1 protein-coding gene and 1 pseudogene are annotated in these 1,914 nt (G+C 52.1%); one reads left to right on the top strand and one right to left on the bottom strand.

Annotated elements, in window-relative coordinates; genetic code table 11:
* Positions 1–233: 233 nt before the first annotated feature.
* A complete protein-coding gene (locus tag RMO15_RS22025) occupies positions 234–1,445 on the bottom strand; it encodes a hypothetical protein (protein WP_309717241.1) in 1,212 nt (403 codons plus the stop codon).
* 189 nt (positions 1,446–1,634) lie between these two features.
* On the opposite strand from RMO15_RS22025, the pseudogene RMO15_RS22020 reads away from it, so the two are divergent.
* Positions 1,635–1,914 (top strand): annotated as a pseudogene (locus tag RMO15_RS22020) (hypothetical protein); the annotation flags it as partial.

Below are 1,914 nucleotides of genomic sequence, written 5' to 3'. Positions count from 1 at the left end.
CCATCTCCAATTTCTGCATCTGCTCGAATAATACGGGGATGTCATCTACCCGTTCCGTGATAAGAGTGAGCGTTTCGGTCATGAAACGAGGTTACCTCAAATTTGCTAAACCCCTCAAAAAATGAGCGAACCATGAGTTATAGAGCGTTAGTTCCGAGAATAGGAAGAAAGGTTCAAACAAAAAAGCGCCGGGGAGTGGGTACCCCGGCGCTTACGTGAAGATAAGTAGATGCTTAGAAGCGGAAGCCTAAAGCAGCATAGGTATTGTCCAGATTTTTCTTCTGGGTCGTATTGGGAGCAACAGTGGTCGGTTGTGCTAGGAACTGGTGACCAAACTCTAGGAACGTGCGGGAGCGGTTCTCAAAACCAATGAAGGCTTTTCCGCCGATATCCGTGGGACGGCCCGTGCTGATACCAGGATTCTGTAGGTAAAGAGTTTTGTAGCTTCCTACCCCGAAACCATAGTAAGGACGAGTGATACGATCGACACAGTTCATGTAGATGCGGCGCTCGATGCCAAAGCCTAGGCTCTCCGCACAGGCAATACTATGACTGTTGCGCGTGTAGTCCATGTAGAGGCTCGTTGCCGTTCGTGGGCTTCGCATGATGTCAAGGCTAGCGCCTATGAGCCCGGTTTGCTTCGCAGCGAACATCTTGTCATAGCGCGGCTGATCGAAGCCTACCGTGCCATACTTTAGGTTGAGTCTTGTGTTCCTTCCGGAAGCGGAAATCAGGGAACAAGGATCAACCGGAATGGCACGAGTGACCGGCTTGGGCTCCGGTTTCGGTTCTGGCTTTGGCTCTGGCTTCGGCACGGGACGAGGGCGTGGGACCGGTTTGGGTGTCGGTTTCGGCTCTGGTTTAGGCTCCGGTTTCGGCTCTGGCTTAGGCTCCACAACAGGGATTGGTTCTGGTTTTGGAACCGGTTTGGGCTCTGGCTTTGGTTCCGGCTTAGGCTCCACCACAGGAACTGGCTCCGCTTTTACAACAGGCTTGGGCTCCGGCTTTGGCTTCGGGGCAGGCACAACACGAGCAACCGGCGCAGGAGCGACAGGGAGCTTGAAGGTAATAGGGTTCGTACAGATCCACTTCATGACAGGCTTGCCATCGCGGGTCGCCCAGACCTTTAAACCTGGCTTGAAGGTGGTCATCTTGTAGTAGATGTAGTTGCCAGGAGTGAGGCCGTAGTTCGGTACCGTGATCGTGGACTTGGTTGTCGTTAGAACGAGGTTCTCGCGGACATAAGAGATCAGCGCCGCTTCAGACACTTTAAAGTGCTTTGCGATTGCTTTGCGGGCATGGGCGTCTTTTGCGAGTGCATCCGCGAGCTCTCCCGCCGTGTTGTACTGCACGTGCATGAAGGCATCTTTGGACGTAGGAAGGCGCATTGCCTGACCGTGTACAACCATGGGCGATAAAAGCCCTAGACCCAATGAAAGACTCATTAGGTGTATATTAAATTTATTATTATTGGACATTGTTCCTGTTTACTACCTTTAACATGACTGACTGCAATGATATTCTGCTTTACGATAAGTATACACTGATTTTTGTTCCCTGAGCACTATTGTTTTTTTTATCATGATTTCGCGAGAGTCTGGTATCATAAACCGGTTGTTTTACGAGGTAATCCTATGAGGGTATTCTTATGTCTGGGGCTTCTTTGTGCCGGTCTTGCTAGTGGAAGGCAGGCTCCTACCCGCTCACTGGAGCGGCTGGATCGTGGAGTCGTCGCCCTGCGAGACAGCGCAGGCAGTGCGTTTGTAAGCTGGCGCTCGCTCGGCACGGATACTCCCAAGCTTGGCTTCACGCTCTGGCGCGATGGGAGAAAACTCACACCGAAGCCACTGACAGGGGCCACTTGTTTTGTGGATTTAGAGGCTCCCAAAGGAGCACACTATACGGTGCAGGCGG

Origin of the sequence: Armatimonas sp., assembly GCF_031410135.1 — a bacterium.
Classification (GTDB): Bacteria; Armatimonadota; Armatimonadia; order Armatimonadales; family Armatimonadaceae; genus Armatimonas.
This window is presented reverse-complemented; position numbering and strand designations above follow the sequence as displayed.